At 59.0% G+C, this 17,443-nt stretch carries 18 protein-coding genes; 17 read left to right on the top strand and 1 reads right to left on the bottom strand.

The features are described from left to right. Positions 1 to 71 precede the first annotated feature (71 nt). Complete coding sequence (gene spoIIM, locus BCM02_RS06895) at positions 72 to 725, top strand: stage II sporulation protein M (protein WP_148928326.1); 654 nt, start codon at positions 72 to 74, stop codon at positions 723 to 725. Positions 726 to 816: 91 nt separating this feature from the next. Further along, entirely contained in the window at positions 817 to 1,278 is a 462-nt protein-coding gene (gene fur, locus BCM02_RS06890; protein WP_148928325.1) for a ferric iron uptake transcriptional regulator, read from the top strand. 88 nt (positions 1,279 to 1,366) lie between these two features. Here fur and BCM02_RS06885 read toward each other — a convergent pair whose 3' ends face one another. Next, on the bottom strand, positions 1,367 to 2,566 hold the full coding sequence (locus BCM02_RS06885; protein ID WP_187434056.1) for a S8 family peptidase: 1,200 nt from the start codon (positions 2,564 to 2,566) through the stop codon (positions 1,367 to 1,369). Positions 2,567 to 2,792: 226 nt separating this feature from the next. Here BCM02_RS06885 and ald point away from each other — a divergent pair, with 226 nt between their 5' ends. The 15 genes from ald to lysA all read left to right on the top strand — a co-directional run bounded on the left by ald (position 2,793) and on the right by lysA (position 17,351). After that, positions 2,793 to 3,908, top strand: coding sequence for an alanine dehydrogenase (gene ald / locus BCM02_RS06880; RefSeq protein WP_148928323.1), 1,116 nt, complete (start codon positions 2,793 to 2,795; stop codon positions 3,906 to 3,908). A 146-nt stretch (positions 3,909 to 4,054) separates the two neighbouring features. Then, positions 4,055 to 4,342: a DUF4227 family protein gene (locus tag BCM02_RS06875; protein ID WP_148928322.1), complete on the top strand. Its 288-nt coding sequence runs from the start codon at positions 4,055 to 4,057 to the stop codon at positions 4,340 to 4,342. A gap of 86 nt (positions 4,343 to 4,428) precedes the next feature. Beyond that, entirely contained in the window at positions 4,429 to 5,328 is a 900-nt protein-coding gene (gene xerD, locus BCM02_RS06870) for a site-specific tyrosine recombinase XerD (protein ID WP_148928321.1), read from the top strand. 39 nt (positions 5,329 to 5,367) lie between these two features. After that, complete coding sequence (locus BCM02_RS06865) at positions 5,368 to 6,543, top strand: phosphopentomutase (RefSeq protein ID WP_148928320.1); 1,176 nt, start codon at positions 5,368 to 5,370, stop codon at positions 6,541 to 6,543. 51 nt (positions 6,544 to 6,594) lie between these two features. Then, positions 6,595 to 7,419: a purine-nucleoside phosphorylase gene (locus tag BCM02_RS06860; RefSeq protein WP_148928319.1), complete on the top strand. Its 825-nt coding sequence runs from the start codon at positions 6,595 to 6,597 to the stop codon at positions 7,417 to 7,419. A 119-nt stretch (positions 7,420 to 7,538) separates the two neighbouring features. Continuing rightward, positions 7,539 to 7,721, top strand: coding sequence for a Spo0E family sporulation regulatory protein-aspartic acid phosphatase (locus BCM02_RS06855; protein ID WP_148928318.1), 183 nt, complete (start codon positions 7,539 to 7,541; stop codon positions 7,719 to 7,721). 36 nt (positions 7,722 to 7,757) lie between these two features. Then, on the top strand, positions 7,758 to 9,089 hold the full coding sequence (locus BCM02_RS06850; RefSeq protein WP_148928317.1) for a pyrimidine-nucleoside phosphorylase: 1,332 nt from the start codon (positions 7,758 to 7,760) through the stop codon (positions 9,087 to 9,089). A gap of 737 nt (positions 9,090 to 9,826) precedes the next feature. After that, positions 9,827 to 11,011 carry a D-alanyl-D-alanine carboxypeptidase family protein gene (locus BCM02_RS06845; RefSeq protein ID WP_148928316.1) on the top strand — a complete coding sequence of 395 codons (1,185 nt, stop codon included), beginning with the start codon at positions 9,827 to 9,829 and terminating at the stop codon, positions 11,009 to 11,011. Positions 11,012 to 11,232: 221 nt separating this feature from the next. After that, the gene (gene spoIIAA / locus BCM02_RS06840) at positions 11,233 to 11,586 is read left to right on the top strand and encodes an anti-sigma F factor antagonist (RefSeq protein WP_148928315.1); all 354 of its coding nucleotides are present in this window, start codon (positions 11,233 to 11,235) and stop codon (positions 11,584 to 11,586) included. After that, positions 11,583 to 12,029 carry an anti-sigma F factor gene (gene spoIIAB, locus BCM02_RS06835; protein WP_148928314.1) on the top strand — a complete coding sequence of 149 codons (447 nt, stop codon included), beginning with the start codon at positions 11,583 to 11,585 and terminating at the stop codon, positions 12,027 to 12,029. Before spoIIAA ends, spoIIAB begins: the two co-directional genes overlap by 4 nt. A 20-nt stretch (positions 12,030 to 12,049) precedes the next feature. Then, a complete protein-coding gene (sigF, locus tag BCM02_RS06830) occupies positions 12,050 to 12,805 on the top strand; it encodes an RNA polymerase sporulation sigma factor SigF (RefSeq protein WP_148928313.1) in 756 nt (251 codons plus the stop codon). A 205-nt stretch (positions 12,806 to 13,010) separates the two neighbouring features. After that, positions 13,011 to 13,694, top strand: coding sequence for a stage V sporulation protein AA (locus BCM02_RS06825; protein WP_148928312.1), 684 nt, complete (start codon positions 13,011 to 13,013; stop codon positions 13,692 to 13,694). Continuing rightward, the gene (locus BCM02_RS06820; protein WP_148928311.1) at positions 13,687 to 14,127 is read left to right on the top strand and encodes a stage V sporulation protein AB; all 441 of its coding nucleotides are present in this window, start codon (positions 13,687 to 13,689) and stop codon (positions 14,125 to 14,127) included. The genes BCM02_RS06825 and BCM02_RS06820 overlap by 8 nt, the downstream gene beginning before the upstream one ends. Positions 14,128 to 14,158: 31 nt before the next feature. Further along, on the top strand, positions 14,159 to 15,883 hold the full coding sequence (locus tag BCM02_RS06815; RefSeq protein WP_148928310.1) for a spore germination protein: 1,725 nt from the start codon (positions 14,159 to 14,161) through the stop codon (positions 15,881 to 15,883). A 136-nt stretch (positions 15,884 to 16,019) separates the two neighbouring features. After that, on the top strand, positions 16,020 to 17,351 hold the full coding sequence (gene lysA, locus BCM02_RS06810; protein ID WP_148928309.1) for a diaminopimelate decarboxylase: 1,332 nt from the start codon (positions 16,020 to 16,022) through the stop codon (positions 17,349 to 17,351). Positions 17,352 to 17,443 lie beyond the last annotated feature (92 nt).

The raw sequence follows: 17,443 nt of genomic DNA, 5'->3' as shown, positions 1-17,443 counted from the left end.
AGGGGATGAGGGTCATAGCTTCGCGGGCTTGCTCATATAATGGGGTACAAGCCTGTGAAGGAGGTGTGCGGATGGGGTCGCCGATTAGCGGGTCGCTTGTACGTGATCAATTGACGCTTTATATATTCGTCTCCGTGTTGTTCGTCGTTGGCGGCGTCTTCGGCGCGCTGCTCGTCAGCGCGCTTACGCTCGACCAGCAGCAGAAGCTTGCCTCGGAGGTGGGACAGTTCGCGCTTCGGCTCCAAGAAGGGGCGACGCTTGACGGGGCAGACGCCTTCTGGGATCGCGCGCTGTTCCATGCCAAGTGGTTAGTTCTCGTGTGGGTACTCGGCATTACCGTCGTCGGCATGCCGCTCGTGCTCGCGCTCGACTTTCTGAAAGGGGTGCTCGTCGGTTTCGCGATCGGAACGCTCGTCAGTCAGCATGAATGGAAGGGGCTCGTGTTCGCGCTCGTCTCCGTCGCCCCTCATAATCTCATCGTCGTGCCGGCGCTCTTGATCGCCAGCGTCTCTGCGCTGTCCTTCTCGTTGTTTATCATCAAAGGAAGGCTGCTCGGCAGCTCGGGTACGCTTGCGCAGCCGCTGCTATCCCATACGTCGACGGTCGTCGCGATGGTACTCGTCATCGGCGCGGCCGCCATGGTAGAGGCGTTCGTCTCGCCCGGGCTTCTGCGCTGGGCCGCTCCGCTGTTGGACAATTCCGGATTCATATCAGGTTTGGAATGATTCTAAAAAAAATTGACTTTCCTCGCGAAGTGCCCCTATAATGAAAGCAAATGTTCCGGCGATGGGTACTAGCCATGCGAGGGGGGAAACCATGGAATCCCGGATTGATAAAATTAAGCAGCAGCTGCAGTCACAAGGGTATAAACTTACCCCGCAGCGTGAGGCGACCGTACGCGTCTTGCTCGAGAACGAAGAGGATCACTTGAGCGCCGAGGACGTGTTTATGCTCGTTAAAGATAAAGCGCCCGAAATCGGGCTTGCGACCGTATATCGAACGCTCGAGCTCTTAAGCGAACTGCACGTCGTGGAGAAGATGAATTTCGGCGACGGCGTGGCGCGTTACGATCTCCGAACGGATAATAACAAACACCACCATCATCATCTGATCTGCGTGCAATGCGGCACGATGACCGAGATATTGGAAGATTGGCTCGGACCGCTGGAAGAGCGGCTCGAGAAGGAATACGGTTTCCAAGTTATCGATCACCGCCTTGATTTTCAAGGCGTCTGCAGCAAGTGCCGTCTGAAGAACGACAGTCAGCAACAGCAATAACTCCCATGTGCAGCGTGCGCCGCGTCTACAGCGCGCGCCGCGCAGAGGGAGTTTTTTTGCACTTGAACCGAGGTTCGCTGAAGGTCGCCTAACCGCACGGACGCTTATGCTTGCCGCAGGGCTTTCTGGCGCCGGCCGCGCGAGCAAGCTGGAGCAGACCGGCTCCTTGCGCGCGGGGGCCATAGCCGGGCAGCACTCGCGCGGCGCGCCGGAGTTTGCAGGCGATGCCCTTCGGCCCGATCCCAGGATAACGGGCGAGTAGCAACGCCGCGCCTCCCGCGACGTGCGGGGCGGCCATGCTGGTTCCGCTCATGACCGCATAACCGCCGCCGGGCTTCGTCGAACGGATCAGATTGCCCGGCGCGGCAACCAGGATGCGCTTGCCGCGGCTGCTGAACGGCGCGATCCGGTTCGAGCGCGTCGAGGCGGCCACCGCCATCGTTTGCGGATAACTGGCGGGCGCATCCAGCCCGGGATTGAACGGACCGTTGTTCCCTGCCGAGGCTACCAGGGCGATGCCGCGCTTGTAGGCTTGCCGGACCGCCGCATGGAGCGCGGGACTTTCGCCGCCGAACAGTCCGAAGCTCATGTTGATGACCTGCATCCGGTTGCGGATGCACCATTCGATGCCTTCGATAATATCGGAGACGTACCCGCTGCCGGTCGCGTCGAGCACCTTGACCGCGTATAGCGCGGCGCGCGGAGCTACGCCGAACGGATGGCACTTGGCGCCGCGGGCGGCGGCGATGCCGGCCACATGCGTGCCATGTCCGTTGTCGTCCCGATACGAACCGCCGGTAATCGTATTGACGCCGCCGGCTACGCGGAGATCGGGATTAGGGCCGATGCCGGTATCCAGGATAGCGATCTTCACGCATGCGCCTTTCGTGATGGGCCATACGGCGGGTGCTTGCACGCGACATACATTCCAAGGGATCTGGGACCGCCGTTTCTGCGGATGAGCCGCCCGCGCGGAGGCGCTTCGCGAGTGGCGCGACCGAACGGACGATGGCAGGTCATGCGCGGCAGCCCGGCCGTCCGGCTCCACGGAATGCACGTGCGGATGACGCCGGAGCGCCGCGAGCGCTTGCTTGCGGGCAGGGTCGACATGCACGCAGATGAGCCGGCTGTACGGCAGACACTTGACCGAATGAACGCCGCTTGCCTTCAATTCTGTCAGACAAGCCTCGTAATGCTTACGGTGGACGAATCGGATGAGCATCCGCTCGCCGCTTTTTGCGGCCGGCGTGGATGAACATCCTGCGATCAGATTTGCAGCGCTGGGCAAATTCATTATCCTCCTTGGCCTTGGCATGTAGATTCCCGCTTCGCGCGGAAGCTGGCCGTGTATCATACTATGTAGCCGGGCTGTGCCGGGGATGGGCAATCATGCCACGGGCTACATATTTGGGATTGTCGTTGGACACCGTAGTGGTAGGACTGTCAATCTCGCCGTCGGATGCATAGAAGGAATGAAGGGTGTTTTCCGATAGCGGTTGGAGGAGGAATTCGTGATGCTGATCGGCGTACCGAAGGAAATTAAAGCCAATGAATACCGCGTCGCGCTGACGCCGGCCGGTGCCGGCATGTTGAAGACGGCCGGGCATCGGGTGCTCGTGCAAGCGGGCGCGGGGAGCGGCAGCGGGTTCGATGACGAGCTGTATGCCGCCGAAGGCGCGGAGATCGCGGCCGACGCTTCAGATGTTTGGGCTAGCGCGGACATGATTATGAAGGTTAAAGAGCCGCTGCAGGAGGAGTTCGGGTTCTTTAAGGAGGACTTGCTGCTATTCACGTACTTGCATTTGGCGGCGGCCCCGGCGCTAACCAAGGCGCTCGCCGACGCGAAAGTAACGGGCGTTGCCTACGAGACGATTCAACTTCCCGGCGGCGGTCTACCGCTGCTAACCCCGATGAGCGAAGTGGCGGGGCGCATGGCGGTGCAGGTCGGGGCGCATTTTCTGGAGGCTTATTTTGGCGGCAGAGGCATTCTGCTCGGCGGCGTGCCCGGCGTACCGCCTGCCGAGGTCATCGTGCTCGGCGGCGGCATCGTCGGCTTGAACGCGGCGCGCATGGCGCTCGGCATGGGGGCGAGCGTAACCATACTCGAACGCAGCGCCGAACGGATGCGCTATATCGATGAAGTGTTTGCGGGACGCATCCATACGCTGATGTCGAACCCGTATAATATCGCCAATGCGGTCAAGAAGGCCGATCTGCTAATCGGAGCCGTGCTCATTCCGGGGGCGCGGGCGCCGCATCTGGTGACCGAGGCGATGGTGCAAACGATGAAGAAAGGCGCGGTCATCGTCGACGTCGCCGTGGACCAAGGCGGATCGATCGCCACGATCGACCGGGTGACGACGCATAGCGATCCCGTGTACGAGAAGCATGGCGTGCTTCATTATGCGGTCGCGAATATGCCGGGAGCCGTGCCGCGCACCTCGACGTTCGCGCTCGCCAACGTGACGCTGCCGTATGCGCTCGAGCTGGCCGGCAAAGGCTTCGAGGCGGCGGCGCAAGCGAGCGAGCCGCTGCGCAAAGGCGTGAACACCTACAAAGGTCACGTGACTTACAAGCCGGTTGCCGAGGCGGTATCTCTGCCTTACGTGGATATCGCGACATTACTTTAGCGAATCAAGGCAGGCTGGTTCAAGCCGGCCTTGCTCGGTCAAGCCATGACATGATTGCCAACCCTCCATCATAAATTGAGAAGACAGGCTGATTGGTTTGCGTTCACGGTCACGGTCACAAGACCGGGAATGCAGCATTCAGCTTTATGAAACCGCCGTGGCGGTCTTCTCTTTTGGCTGATAAGGGGGTAATCGCGTTGTTCGTCTTCTCCGCGCGCCGTTGGTATCGAAGAGCGGCTTTCATGATTTTGCTTGTTCTTGCCACATTCGTCATGTATAATGGCTGTCGCGTATTGGGTCAGTGGATCGTTCCCTCGGATCCGTACCGGGTGCCGCAGGGCGCAGCGCTGAAAGTGTTCGGTTCCTCGAGTTATGCGGTGCACGAGCCGACGTTCGCCGATCGGCTCCGTTTGTTTTACTGGTACGGCGAATGAGGCAGTTTGCCGACTGCGGCAGGAGAATGAGCCTTTTCTGCGGAATATAGCTACTCGTGGACCGCGCGTGAAGAAAGGATCGATCTATGAGAGCGCACATGCAGACCTTTATCCGGTATTTGGAAACGGAGCGTCAGTTATCCCGCAATACGCTCGACTCCTATGAGCGCGATTTGGCCGGTTTTGCCGATTATGCGGAATCGCTGGGGTTGCTCGAACCGGAAGACATACAGCCGCATCATTTGACGATGTACGTGCAGTCGCTTCGCCAGCAGGGCAGAGCGGTAGCCACGGTATCCCGGCATATGGTGTCGCTTCGTTCATTCTTTCAATATTTGACCCGCGGACGCGTGCTTGTGTACGATCCGTCGGTGCATTTGGAAACGCCCAAGCCCGAGAAGCGTAAGCCGCTCATTCTGCCCGTCGCGGATATGGAGCGGCTGCTCGCCGCGCCGGATGGCCGCTCGCCGGCGGGCGCGCGCGACAAGGCGATGCTCGAGGTGCTGTATGCCACGGGCATCCGGGTTAGCGAGCTGATCTCGCTGCAGCTTGACGAAGCGAACGCCCAGCTCGGCTTTATCCGCTGCACGGGAGCGGGGGACAAGGAGCGAATTATCCCGCTCGGCCGCTTAGCCTGCGACGCGCTGCGCGCGTACTTGGATGGCCCGCGGGACGGCTTGATGAAGCGCGATGGCGGCGAACAAGCGCTATTCCTCAATCAGCAGGGCCACGCTATGACCCGGCAAGGCTTCTGGAAGATTATCAAGAAATACGCCCAGGAGGCCGGCATCGAGGCGGATATAACGCCGCATACGCTGCGCCACTCGTTCGCCGCGCATCTGCTCGAGAACGGGGCGGACCTGCGGTCGGTGCAGGAAATGCTCGGCCATGCCGACATTTCCACGACGCAAATTTATATGGGGATGGGCAAGGCGCGCATCAAAGACGTGTACAATCAAGCTCACCCCAGGGCGAAAGCGAAGTAAACACGGCGCCGCATGAGGCGCCCGCAAGGAGAGGACACCATGACTTTTAAACGCATGACCGTAATCGTGCTCGACAGCGTCGGCATTGGCGAGCTGCCGGATGCGGCAGCATTTGGCGACGAGGGGGCGCACACGCTCGGACATATTTTGGATCGGATGCCGCAGCTGGCGCTGCCTAACATGAGAAGCTGGGGCTTGGACCGGATCGCTGCGCTCGGCGAGTGGAAGAGCGAAGATTCGCCGCGCGCGTATTATGGCAAGATGGCGGAAGTTTCCGTCGGCAAGGACACGATGACCGGACATTGGGAGTTGGCGGGCCTTAAAGTGACCGTTCCGTTCCGCACGTTCGAGCACGGATTCCCGGAGGAACTGCTCGCGGCGTTCGAAGCGCGGACAGGCAGGGGAGTGCTCGGCAATAAGGCGGCCAGCGGTACGGAAATATTGGACGAGCTGGGCGAGGAGCAGATGACGACCGGCAAGTGGATCGTCTATACGTCGGCCGACAGCGTCTTCCAGATAGCCGCGCACGAAGGAATCATCCCGCTGGAGGAATTGTACGAGGCGTGCCGGATCGCCCGCGAGCTGACGCTCGACGATCGCTATGCGGTCGGGCGCGTCATCGCAAGACCGTATGTCGGCGAGCCGGGGGCGTTCAAGCGTACGCCGAACCGTCACGATTACGCGGTCGATCCGCCGGAGCCGACCGTATTGAACGCGCTGCAGGAGAAAGGGCTGGACGTGATTTCCGTCGGCAAAATCAACGATATTTTCAGCGGGCACGGCATCACCGAATCGCATCCGACCAAGAGCAACGCGGACGGCATCCAGAAGACGATCGACGCCTTGTCGCGGCCTTTCGAGGGCTTGCTGTTCACGAACCTGGTCGATTTCGATTCGCTGTACGGCCATCGACGCGATCCGATCGGATACGGCCAGGCGCTTGAGGAGTTCGACCGCGCGCTGCCGGAGCTTGCGAGCAAGCTCGGCCCGGACGATCTGTTCATCGTGACGGCCGACCATGGCAATGACCCGGTGCATCCCGGAACCGATCATACGCGCGAATACGTGCCGCTGCTCGTCTATGGCCCGTCCTTGCAATCGCCGGGATCGCTCGGCATTCGCGCCACGTTCGCGGACGTCGCCGCGACGATCGCAGACAACTTCGGCGCGAAGGCGCCGGCCAACGGCACGTCGTTCCTATCTTCGCTCGTATAACACAGACAACAGGCATGCGGCCGCACGGGCCGCATAAGGAGGAACTATCCCATGAACACATTAACAGCCGCACAAATCAAAGAAGCAGCCGCCTATATTCAGTCCAAGACATCGATTCAGCCGGAAATCGGCCTAATTATGGGTTCGGGACTTGGCGTCCTGGGCGATTACATTGAGCACCCCGTGGTCATCCCTTACCATGACATCCCGCACTTCCCGGTATCGACCGTCGAAGGCCATGCCGGCGAGCTGCTGATCGGCACGTTGTCGAACCGGCCGGTCGTGCTGATGCGCGGACGCTTCCATATGTACGAAGGATACGGTCCCGAGCTGACGGCGTTCCCGGTGCGCGTCATGAAGGCGATCGGCGCAGCCAAGCTGGTCGTGACGAACGCGGCTGGCGGCATCAACACGAATTTCCAGGCCGGCGACCTGATGCTCATCAGCGATCAGATCAACTTGACGGGCCGCAACCCGCTGATCGGTCCGAACGACAACGAGCTCGGCGTGCGATTCCCCGACATGTCGGAAGCGTACAGCGGACGTTTGCGCGCGCTGGCCCGCGAAGTGGCGCAGCAACAAGGTTTTGATCTGCAGGAAGGCGTGTACTTGAGCGTGCTCGGCCCCTCGTACGAAACGCCGGCCGAAATCCGCATGATGCGGACGCTTGGCGCGGATGCCGTCGGGATGTCGACCGTCGCGGAAGTCATCGCGGCGCGCCATGCCGGTCTGGAAGTGCTTGGCATTTCCTGTATTAGTAACATGGCATCGGGTATTTTGAACCAGCCGTTGTCGCACGACGAGGTTATGGAGACGACCGAAGCGGTCAAATCCCGATTCCTCGGACTAGTGCAAGGCGTAATGCCGCTGATCTAGTTCCATCTTGTCATAATATTGTAATATTAGACTCGACCGATTATGACATATTTTGTGCGATCGTCGTCGTATAATCTCCTTCATACAATATTTATTTATGGATAAAAGTGGGGATTTATATGGACAAAGAATACGGTCGACTAGAACGAATGCGCGGCGAGCTGATCGAAGCCGCGGCGCGAAAAAAGACGTTTCTTCACCATGACGTGCTGCTCCTGAGCCAGTCGCTGGATTTGCTTATCGTGAAGGCGCAGGCGGAGAAACTCAGACGGTGGAAAAGCACCAATGCCACGGGCGGTTGATTCGGCTCGCAGCGTACTATAGAGGAGGCTTCTTAGATGCGGGCGGTAGATCTCATACATAAGAAACGGGAGGGCGAGGAGCTTACGGCTGCCGAGCTCGCTTTCCTAATCGAAGGATATAGCAAGGGAGATATTCCCGATTACCAGATGTCGGCGTTCGCGATGGCGGTGTTGTTCCGCGGCATGACGGCGCGAGAGACCGCGGAGCTGACGCTTGCGATGGCCCGCTCCGGCGATCAGATCGACCTGTCCCCGATTCAGGGGGTCAAAGCGGACAAGCATAGCACGGGCGGCGTCGGCGACAAGACGACGCTGATCATCGGGCCGCTCGTCGCTTCATGCGGAGTGCCGGTGGCGAAGATGTCCGGCCGCGGCCTTGGCCATACGGGCGGAACGATCGACAAGCTCGAGTCCATCGCAGGATTCCGCACGGAGTTGACGCGCGAGCAGTTTTTCGCCCAAGTGAATGAGATCGGTCTTGCCGTTATCGGCCAGAGCGGGAACATTACGCCGGCCGACAAGAAATTGTACGCGTTGCGCGACGTGACGGCGACGGTCGAATCGATTCCGCTCATCGCGAGCTCGGTCATGAGCAAGAAGATCGCCGCCGGCGCGGATGCGATCGTTCTAGATGTCAAGACCGGCAGCGGCGCTTTCATGAAGTCGGTCGACGCGGCGGAAGAGCTGGCCAAGGCGATGGTCGAAATCGGCACCGAAGTCGGCCGGCAGACGTCCGCGCTCATTAGCGACATGGATCAGCCGCTCGGTTTCGCGATCGGCAATGCGCTCGAAGTACAGGAGGCGCTCGACACGCTTCGCGGCAGCGGCCCTGCCGATCTGACGGACTTGAGCATCGCGCTTAGTGCGCACATGGTCGTGCACGGCGGCTCGGCGGCGACGCACGAAGAAGCCGAAGCGATGCTTCGCGAACGTCTCTCTTCGGGGGCAGCCTTGGCCAAGTTCCGCGAGTTCGTCGCGGCGCAGGGCGGCGACCCGGCGGTCGCCGACGATCCATCCCGTCTGCCGCAAGCGGAATTCGTGATCGAAGTCAAGGCGGAAGCAGATGGCTACGTTCAACGGATCGACGCGGAGGAGCTCGGTCTCGCGGCGATGCTGCTCGGCGCGGGAAGAGCGACGAAGGAAGCGGTCATCGACCACGCGGTCGGCGTCGTGCTCCGCCGCAAAGTCGGCGAGCAGGTGCAAGCGGGCGATACGATTGCCGTTCTGCATGCCAGCAGAAATGACGAATCGGTTGCCGACGTCGCGCGCAAAACCCTAGGCGCGTACACGATCGGCGAAGAACGCCTGGCCGTCTCGCCGCTGCTGCTATCCGTCGTCACGGCGGAGGGCGTCAAGCGTTTCGTCTAACGCAAGCCGCGAAAGGCGAGTTGTTCAAGCCCGGAACAGGCAAAGCCTGTTCCGGGCTTTTTAGCATGTCCACAGGATCGGACGAAAGCGAAGGACCGGCTTGAAATTGCGGGAGGGAGGAACTCCTACGAAAAGCTTTGTCCGTCAGGACAAAAGCGTGCCAGGCTCAAACCAAACCGCCGACCACTAACAATCGGGGCAGAACGAAAAGGGGAGTTCTTGAGCGTTTTCAAAGGAAAACGCACTTCGGGAGCATACGCTTAGGCAAAGCCCTGAGCGCTTTCCAACGGAAAGCGCACTTCGGAAGCATAGGCTTTGGTTCCCCTCGGCGGAGGGGGCAATGCTGTCAGGTTAAGGAAAAACGGCTGGTTGATCGGCTTACGCACATGCAGATGTCTTAGGACGAACTTCAAAACCCACTGAAGCTTTGTCCGTCAGGACAAAAGCGTGCCACACTCAAGCCTTCCCGCCGACCGCGAACAAACATGGCAGCACGAAATAGGGAGTCCAGAGGGCGAAGTCCTTTGGTTCCCCTCAGCGGAGGGGGAAGGGGGAGGGAGCAATAAAAGATGGGTCAAAAGGGCGTAGCCCTCATAACAACCTCATGAAGGGATTGCTTCCGTTGGAATAAATTAACGCTTATCGGTCCACACTAAGGATGAGATTTTAGGAGTGCTTTTGGCAATCGCGCCTTGCGTTTGCGGCAGAGGCCAACATTTCAGGAGGGGACCGATAGAATGAGAAGCAATCGAACGAAATTTGTGCTCGCGTGCTGCACCGCATTGCTGCTGGCGCTGGCGCCGGCTTCCGCGTGGGCGCAGGAGCCCGCGGCGAAGCAAGCGCCGGCCGCGCAGGCGAATTTGGCGCCGTCGGCGCGCTCCGCGATTTTGATGGATGCCGACAGCGGCACGATTATTTTCGAGAAGAACAGCCACGACAAACTGCCCCCGGCCAGCATCACGAAAGTCATGACGATGCTGCTGATCATGGAGGCGCTGGACGAAGGCGTCATCAAGCTGACCGATAAAGTATCGACAAGCGAGTATGCCGCATCGATGGGCGGCTCGCAGATCTTCTTGGAACCGGGCGAAGAAATGACGGCCGACGAAATGCTCAAGGGGATCGCGATGGCATCGGGCAACGACGCTTCCGTCGCGATGGCCGAGAAAATCGCGGGCACCGAGGCCGAGTTCGTCAACATGATGAATAAACGCGCCGAGGAGTTGGGCCTGAAAAATACCCGTTTCTCGAACGTGAATGGCCTGCCGGTCGACAACCATTACACCTCGGCGCACGATATCGCGGTCATGTCGCGCGAGCTGCTGAAGCATCCGGAAATTACGAAATACACGGGTTTGTATCAGGATTACCTGCGCAAATCGAGCGAGAAGCCGTTCTGGCTCGTGAATACGAACAAGTTGGTCCGCTTCTACAACGGCGCGGACGGTCTCAAGACGGGCTTTACGAGCGAGGCGAAGTTCTGTCTGACCGCTACCGCCAAACGGGACGGCTTGCGCGTCATCGCGGTCGTCATGGGCGAGCCGAACACGAAAACCCGCAACGCGGAAGTGTCGCAAATGCTCGATTATTCGTTCGCCCAATACATGAACCATACGATCTTCAAGAAAGACGACGTGATGGGCACGGTCAAAGTCGAAAAGGGCAGCTTGCCAGAACTTACGCTGACGGCGAAGCATTCCTACAGCGTGCTGCTGAAGAAAGGCAGCTCGGTCAAGGACATCCGCTACGAGTTGCAAATGCCGAAGCTGAAGGCGCCGATTAAAGTGAATGAGCCGATCGGCAAGCTGATCGTCTATCAAGGCGACCAAGTGCTCACCGAATTCAACGTCGATTCGCCGGCAACGGTCGAGCGCGCAGGCTGGTGGAAGTTGTTCAAACGGTCGGTCGGCAGCCTCTTCTAGAAGGCGTCGCTGCACGACAACGTTCGATAAGGATGCGCGGCGCGCAGGTTTTTGTCGTCTTCTATCGCCTTGGTTCTAGTTTTGTCGGGAGGCAGGAAATTCCAATCCGCATGTGGAAATGCTAGTTCAAGCCAAAACCGAAGCGTTCGTTTCGCCCAGTAAGCGGAATGAAGCTGCAACGAGGCCTACTTCGAAGATTTCCGTTGAGGAGTGAACAGGCGATGAGTTTGCAGGTTGAACTGGAGCATTACCGCGATGTGCTGATCGTCCGGCTGAAAGGCGAATTGGACCATCATACGGCCGACATCGTACGGTTTAAGATGGAAGAGGCGATTTTACGCGGCAACAGCGCGCACGTCATCCTTAGCTTGAAGGATCTCCTCTTTATGGACAGTTCCGGTCTCGGCGTCATTTTGGGCCGCTACAAGCAGTTGAAGGCAAGAGACGGCAAGATGGTCGTATGCGACGTGAATCCCGGCGTATATCGGCTGTTCGAACTCTCCGGCCTGTTCAAAATACTGCCGATTCACGAGAACGAGCGCTCCGCGCTCACAAGTCTGGAGGTCGTTTCATGAGCGCATCGAACGAAATGAGGCTCGCGTTCTCCGCGCGTTCGGAAAATGAGGCGTTCGCCCGCATTACGGTTGCCGCCTTCGTGTCTCAGCTGGATCCGACGATGGAGGAGCTGAACGACTTGAAGACGGTTGTGTCGGAGGCCGTCACCAACGCCATTATCCATGGCTACGACAGCGATCCGGCCGGCATGGTAACGATCGAGGCGAGCATCGTCGGAGACACCGTGTCGCTGGTCATCAAGGACAGCGGCAACGGCATCGAGGATTTGGAATTGGCGCGTCAGCCGCTCTTCACGTCCAAACCGGAGCTGGAGCGTTCGGGCATGGGCTTTACGATCATGGAAAATTTTATGGATGGCTTCGAAGTGATCAGCGAACCGGGCAATGGGACATCAATTGCAATGACGAAGCGCATCGAATCGAAAAAAGCGCTGTTCAATTAGGCGCGTAGGGGTTGGACCTCATGGAAGTCGATTTGAAACAAACGGCGCAGCCGTATTTGGACGATTCGGAAGTCAAACGGCTCATTGCGCTCAGTCAATCCGGCGACTCGATCGCGCGCGATACGCTCGTGCAGTGCAATATCCGCCTCGTCTGGTCGGTCGTGCAGCGCTTTATCGGCCGCGGCTACGAACCGGAGGATTTGTTCCAGATCGGATGCATCGGCTTGCTGAAGTCGGTCGACAAATTCGACCTCTCGTACGAGGTCAAGTTCTCGACGTACGCGGTTCCGATGATCATCGGAGAAATCCAGCGGTTCCTGCGCGACGACGGCACGCTCAAGGTCAGCCGGTCGCTGAAGGAAACGGCGAACAAAGTACGCAAGACGAAGGACGAGCTGTCCAAAGTGCTGGGCCGGCTGCCGACGATCAAGGAAGTGGCCGAACGGCTGGGCATCAGTCCGGAGGACGTCGTCTTCGCGCAGGAGGCGAACAAACCGCCGACCTCGATTCATGAGACGGTGTTCGAGAACGACGGGGATCCGATTACGCTCATGGACCAAATTGCCGACGATTCCCAGGAGCGCTGGTTCGACAAGCTGGCCTTGTCCGAAGCGATCGGCGGTTTGACCGAGCGGGAACGCTTAATCGTCTTCCTGCGCTACTATCGGGACCAGACGCAGTCGGAGGTCGCTTCGAGGCTTGGAATCTCGCAAGTGCAAGTGTCGCGGCTCGAGAAGAAAATATTGCAGTCCATTCGAGACCAGATCGCTCAATGAGAGCGGTTTGGTCTTTTTGCTTGTTTTGGGAGTACGGCGGCTATCGTTTTCTCATACTAACGGAGAGGCTGCGGCGAATTTCTTGAAATACAAGGTTGTATAAGTTCACGCTTATCAATGAGCTTGTATTTCTCCGGAATGAAACGCGCTGCTGCCGCAAATACGGCGCAGCCGTTTCACCTTGGTACGGCAGGAGGGATGCGCGTTGGCAACGGAAGCGCGTTCGGTGCTCTACTTGCGCTTGCGCAGAAGGATCGGGATCAAACCCGGCGGGATCGTGACGCTTGGCATGGCGGCCAGGCTGTTCGCGGCGGACCCCGAGCTGGAGCAGCGGCTCCAGGCGCTCGAGCTTCATCGGCACCGCGAGAAGGACGGCAACCGCGTCGTCATCGATTTGCTTCAGACGGTCAAGACGATCCAGGAGACTTATCCTCAGATCGAGATCGAGACGTTCGGCGATCCGCAGGTACTGGTCATCGTAAGGGAAAAGGAGCCCAAGCCGCGCATGTTCATGCTCGTGATCGCCTGGCTGCTGTTGTTCTTCGGATCCGGCTTGGCGATCATGAATTTCCATACGGATGTCAGCATGAAGGAAGTGCACCAACGGATTACGGAACTGGTGACGGGAACCAAATCGGAGCATCCGCTATGGCTGCAAATTCCGTATTCGCTCGGGATCGGCATCGGCATGGTGCTTTTCTTCAACCATCTGTTCCGCAAACGGTTCAACGAAGAACCGAACCCGCTGGAGGTGGAACTCTATTTGTACGAAGAGAACGTCAACAACTACGTCATTGCCGATGAAATGCGAAGAAAGAATAAGAGCCGGCAGGCGCTCGAGGCTGAAGGAGACACCAGTTTGAATCGGGGCGGCGAGGACGATGGCTAATGCCGCGGGCAATTTGTTCGTCGCGCTGCTCGGCTTGGCCGGAGGGCTTGCGGTCGGCAGCGGTCTCGTCGCGCTGCTCATCGTGCTCGACTTGATCCCCCGCCTTGCCCAAGTGGCGAGCGCGTATCGCAAATCGTTCTGGTTCGAGACGGCCGTGCTGTCGGGAGCGATGTATTGGTCTGTCGCGGATATGATGGATTGGAAGCTCAGGCTCCCCGTACCGGACATCGTCTTGCTCGTCCCGGTTGGCGTGCTATCGGGTATTTTCGTCGGGATGCTGGCGGCGGCGCTAACGGAAGTCATGAACGTGCTGCCCATATTGGCGAGACGGCTGCATCTGCATGATTATATGGTTTCGCTCGTAATGGCGATGGTGCTCGGCAAAATCATCGGCTCCTTGTTTGATTGGCTCGTATTTCAGCGCCTGAATTGACAATTTCGAAACGAGGGAGAAGTGACGACAGATGACGGATTTCGATCAGGATCAGCAATCACGGGAAGGCGGCGGACGCCGGACGGTCCATCCGATTTGGTTGGATGACGCGGAGCTCGCGGACGAGCATGGCGATCGCGAAGACCCGGCTCGGCATGATTACCATCTGTCCACGTTCGGCATGGCGCTCACCGGACGCCGCAAACGGGCGGATCGTAAGGAACAAAAGCCTGAACCGGTTCCGATTCCCGAACATATCGATGATTATATCGACCTGCTGGAGCAGGAGGTCGGCTATAAGAAGAGTTTTGACGTCGTCGTGCGCGAGATGACGTTCGGGGAGCGGAAGACGGCGCTTTTTTTCATGAATGGGTTCGGCAAGGATACGATTCTGCAGGACGTGCTCAAACGTTTGAGCTATTTGCACCCGGAAGACTTGTCGACAGGGGCGCTCCAATCCTTCTTCGATAACTACGTGCCGGCCGTGCAGGTCGTGAAGGAAGCGGATTGGAACAACATGATGACGAACGTCTTGGCAGGCGCGAGCGCGCTGTATATCGACGGGGAGAAGGAAGTGCTCCTCATCGACGCGAAGTCGTTCCCGTCGCGCGGTCCTGAAGAGCCGACGCTGGAGCGGGTCGTGCGCGGCAGCCGCGACGGCTTCGTCGAGACGCTCATGACGAACGTGACGCTCGTGCGCCGCCGCTTGCGCGACAAACATTTGCGCTACGAAATTATGCGCGTCGGCGAACGGACGCAGACAGACGTCTGTATTGCATATATTGACGATATCGTCGACAAGGAACTCGTGGAGTCGATTCGCGACAAAATATCGATGATCAAAATCGACGGGCTGCCGCTGGCCGACAAACAGCTGGAAGAAGCAACGGTCAAACGCGGATGGAGCCCGTTTCCGCTCGTGCGCTATTCGGAGCGCCCCGACACGGTGGCCTCCCATTTGCTCGAAGGACATGTCGCCGTGTTCGTGGATACGACGCCGAGCGTCATGATTTTACCGACGACGTTCTTCGACCATATCCAGCACGCGGAGGAGAACCGGCAGGCGCCGTTCATCGGCACGTATTTAAGATGGGTCCGCTTCTTCGGTATCTTCGCATCGCTGTTCCTGCTGCCGATCTGGTTCCTGTACGCGCTGGATCCCGCCTTGAAGCCAGAGGCGCTCGCGTTCCTCGGCGCGCAGAAGGAGAGCAGACTGCCGATGGTCGTGCAATTCCTTATGGCGGAGCTCGGGGTCGATTTGCTCCGGATGGCCGCGATCCACACGCCGACGCCGCTCGCGACCGCGATGTCGTTGATCTCCGCCATCTTGATCGGCGATATCGCCGTCCAGACCGGCCTGTTCATCAATGAAGTCATTCTATACATGGCCGTAGCCGCGATCGGCATGTTCGCGACGCCGAGCTACGAGCTGGGGCTGGCCAACCGCATCGTTCGATTGTTGTTCATCATCGTCGTCGCCACGCTGCACGTGCCGGGGTTCATGATCGCTGCGGCCGCCATTACGGTCATGCTGGCGACGGAGCGCTCCTTTAACCGTCCGTATTTGTGGCCGTTCATTCCGTTCGATGTCAAGGGGATGTGGAATATAATCGTCCGTCCGCCGGTACTGCAGAACCGAACGCGTCCGAATTTGCTCAAGCCGCAGCAGCGCGACAGACTGCCGGGCGGAACCGGCGGCAGCGGCTCTGGCGGCAGCGGGGGAGGCGGAGCCGGCGGCGGAGGCCAGGTGCATTAACGGCCATCGCGAACGCAATAATGCAAATGAAATGCGGATTTATCCATTTTACCAGGGGACAGGGGTAGGATATACTTTCGTTAAATGATGCAAATCAATCGTCATGGGATTTCATGGAGAAGCCGGAGGGGAAACAATGTATTTACACGGAACAAGCGCAATTAACGGCCAAGGGCATTTGACAATCGGCGGCTGCGATGTCACCGAATTGGCGAAACAATACGGAACCCCGCTATACATCGTGGACGAAGCGCTCGTGCGTCAGCGCGCGCGCGAATACGTCGAGGCGTTCAAGGCATCGGGCTTGAAATTCCAGGTCGCTTATGCCAGCAAGGCGTTCAGCGTCATGGCGATGTGCGCGATCGCGGAGCAGGAAGGCCTGTCGCTGGACGTCGTCTCCGACGGCGAACTGTATACCGCCCTGAAGGCCGGATTTCCGGCGCAGCGCATCCATTTCCACGGCAACAACAAGACGCCGGACGAAATCTTGATGGCGCTGGATGCCCAGATCGGCTGCTTCGTCGTCGATAACTTCGACGAGCTCGCGCTATTGAACGCGCTGGCCGGCGACAAGGGCTTGAAAGTAAATGTATTGCTGCGCATTACACCAGGCGTCGAGGCGCATACGCACGAGTATATCTCGACCGGCCAGCAGGATTCCAAATTCGGGTTCGACGTCGAAAACGGCGCGGCGTTCCGTGCGGTGCGGGAGGCAAACGAGCTGCCTAACATGGAATTGCTCGGCGTCCATTCCCATATCGGCTCCCAAATCTTCGAGGTCGACGGCTTCGAGGTGGCGGCGAGCAAAGTGGCGCAGTTCTCGCTGCGCGTGCGCGATGAGCTGAACATCACGTTCCCGGTCATCAACTTGGGCGGCGGCTTCGGCATCCGCTACGTGGAAGGCGACACGCCGCTGCCGGTCGCGACGTATGTCAAGGCGATTACGGACGCGATTAAAGACAACTTCGGCGCGGCAAGTTACCCGATCCCGGAAATTTGGGTAGAGCCTGGCCGCAGCATCGTCGGCGATGCCGGAACGACGTTGTATACGATCGGGACAAGCAAAGATATTCCCGGCGTGCGTAAGTACATTTCCGTCGACGGCGGCATGACCGACAACCCGCGGCCGGCGCTGTACGAGTCCAAGTACGAGGCCGTCGTCGCGAATCGTGCCGCCGCCGCCGCCGAGGAGACCGTGACGGTTGCCGGCAAATGCTGCGAGAGCGGCGACAAGCTGATCGTCGATTGCGTATTGGCGAAGCCGCAGACGGGCGATCTGCTCGCGGTACTGTGCACGGGCGCCTACAACTATTCGATGGCGAGCAACTACAACCGGATTCGCCGCCCGAGCGTCGTATTCGTCAAAGACGGACTTTCGGATCTTGTCGTTAAGCGCGAGTCGTTGGACGACGTCGTGGGCAACGATATTTTGCCGGCGCGGATGAAGAAAGCGTCCGCCGTCCAATAATCCGCTATCATCCCCCGTGCTTTCGGCCGCTTCATGCGGCGATCGCCGGGGGACAAGCTTTTTATCGGGAACGCTTTCTGCTATAATGGCAA

This window comes from Paenibacillus methanolicus (assembly GCF_008124765.1).
Taxonomy (GTDB): Bacteria; Bacillota; Bacilli; order Paenibacillales; family Paenibacillaceae; genus Paenibacillus_Z; species Paenibacillus_Z methanolicus.
Note: the sequence above shows the minus strand (reverse complement) of the source record. Positions and strands in the feature narration are given on the sequence as shown.

What these genes read in the sequence shown, in the direction of transcription:
- spoIIAA (WP_148928315.1), top strand. Translation starts at nt 11,233, where the DNA reads ATGAGTTTGCAGGTTGAACTGGAGCATTACCGCGATGTGCTGATCGTC.
- BCM02_RS06845 (WP_148928316.1), top strand. Translation starts at nt 9,827, where the DNA reads ATGAGAAGCAATCGAACGAAATTTGTGCTCGCGTGCTGCACCGCATTG.
- sigF (WP_148928313.1), top strand. Translation starts at nt 12,050, where the DNA reads ATGGAAGTCGATTTGAAACAAACGGCGCAGCCGTATTTGGACGATTCG.
- fur (WP_148928325.1), top strand. Translation starts at nt 817, where the DNA reads ATGGAATCCCGGATTGATAAAATTAAGCAGCAGCTGCAGTCACAAGGG.
- spoIIAB (WP_148928314.1), top strand. Translation starts at nt 11,583, where the DNA reads ATGAGCGCATCGAACGAAATGAGGCTCGCGTTCTCCGCGCGTTCGGAA.
- BCM02_RS06865 (WP_148928320.1), top strand. Translation starts at nt 5,368, where the DNA reads ATGACTTTTAAACGCATGACCGTAATCGTGCTCGACAGCGTCGGCATT.
- xerD (WP_148928321.1), top strand. Translation starts at nt 4,429, where the DNA reads ATGAGAGCGCACATGCAGACCTTTATCCGGTATTTGGAAACGGAGCGT.
- BCM02_RS06820 (WP_148928311.1), top strand. Translation starts at nt 13,687, where the DNA reads ATGGCTAATGCCGCGGGCAATTTGTTCGTCGCGCTGCTCGGCTTGGCC.
- BCM02_RS06815 (WP_148928310.1), top strand. Translation starts at nt 14,159, where the DNA reads ATGACGGATTTCGATCAGGATCAGCAATCACGGGAAGGCGGCGGACGC.
- BCM02_RS06850 (WP_148928317.1), top strand. Translation starts at nt 7,758, where the DNA reads ATGCGGGCGGTAGATCTCATACATAAGAAACGGGAGGGCGAGGAGCTT.
- BCM02_RS06860 (WP_148928319.1), top strand. Translation starts at nt 6,595, where the DNA reads ATGAACACATTAACAGCCGCACAAATCAAAGAAGCAGCCGCCTATATT.
- ald (WP_148928323.1), top strand. Translation starts at nt 2,793, where the DNA reads ATGCTGATCGGCGTACCGAAGGAAATTAAAGCCAATGAATACCGCGTC.
- BCM02_RS06855 (WP_148928318.1), top strand. Translation starts at nt 7,539, where the DNA reads ATGGACAAAGAATACGGTCGACTAGAACGAATGCGCGGCGAGCTGATC.
- BCM02_RS06875 (WP_148928322.1), top strand. Translation starts at nt 4,055, where the DNA reads ATGAAACCGCCGTGGCGGTCTTCTCTTTTGGCTGATAAGGGGGTAATC.
- spoIIM (WP_148928326.1), top strand. Translation starts at nt 72, where the DNA reads ATGGGGTCGCCGATTAGCGGGTCGCTTGTACGTGATCAATTGACGCTT.
- lysA (WP_148928309.1), top strand. Translation starts at nt 16,020, where the DNA reads ATGTATTTACACGGAACAAGCGCAATTAACGGCCAAGGGCATTTGACA.